2 tRNA genes and 1 rRNA gene are annotated in these 602 nt (G+C 50.3%); all 3 read left to right on the top strand.

The window, feature by feature from the left end:
- Positions 1–73: ribosomal RNA gene (locus tag C5469_RS23035) — 16S ribosomal RNA — on the top strand; the annotation flags it as partial.
- 71 nt (positions 74–144) lie between these two features.
- Positions 145–221: transfer RNA gene (locus tag C5469_RS23030), tRNA-Ile, on the top strand.
- 129 nt (positions 222–350) lie between these two features.
- Positions 351–426: transfer RNA gene (locus C5469_RS23025), tRNA-Ala, on the top strand.
- The last annotated feature ends 176 nt before the right edge of the window (positions 427–602 follow it).

The raw sequence follows: 602 nt of genomic DNA, 5'->3' as shown, positions 1-602 counted from the left end.
TTTGTGACTCATGACTGGGGTGAAGTCGTAACAAGGTAACCGTAGGGGAACCTGCGGTTGGATCACCTCCTTACCTGAGATGCATGTTGCGTGCAGTGCTCACACAGATTGTCTGATGAAAGAAGAGAATGGCGTTATCGCGGCAGGCTTGTAGCTCAGGTGGTTAGAGCGCACCCCTGATAAGGGTGAGGTCGGTGGTTCAAGTCCACTCAGGCCTACCAACTCTACTTATCCTGGCGTCTTTCAGACGCTGCGTGACTCATGTGCTGGCGCACATTGTGTTATTCGTGTTGAAATACCCGGCGGCTAAGCGAGTTGATTGAATGGGCGATAACGGTATATGTCTGTATGGGGCTATAGCTCAGCTGGGAGAGCGCCTGCCTTGCACGCAGGAGGTCAGCGGTTCGATCCCGCTTAGCTCCACCATATAACACTAGTTCAGAGCATATTGGCGACAGTATGCTGTGAATTATTTTGCTCTTTAACAATCTGGAACAAGCTGAAAAATTGAAACTGTCAGTGATATCGACGCGATATGACTGACAACTCTCAAGCTGAACAACCCGGGACGTCTTTGGGTTGTGAGGTTAAGCGACGAAGCG

It is taken from the genome of Photorhabdus cinerea (assembly GCF_011189575.1).
Taxonomy (GTDB): domain Bacteria; phylum Pseudomonadota; class Gammaproteobacteria; order Enterobacterales; family Enterobacteriaceae; genus Photorhabdus; species Photorhabdus cinerea.
The sequence above is the reverse complement of the archived record's forward strand: the minus strand, read 5'-3'. Positions and strand labels throughout refer to the sequence as shown.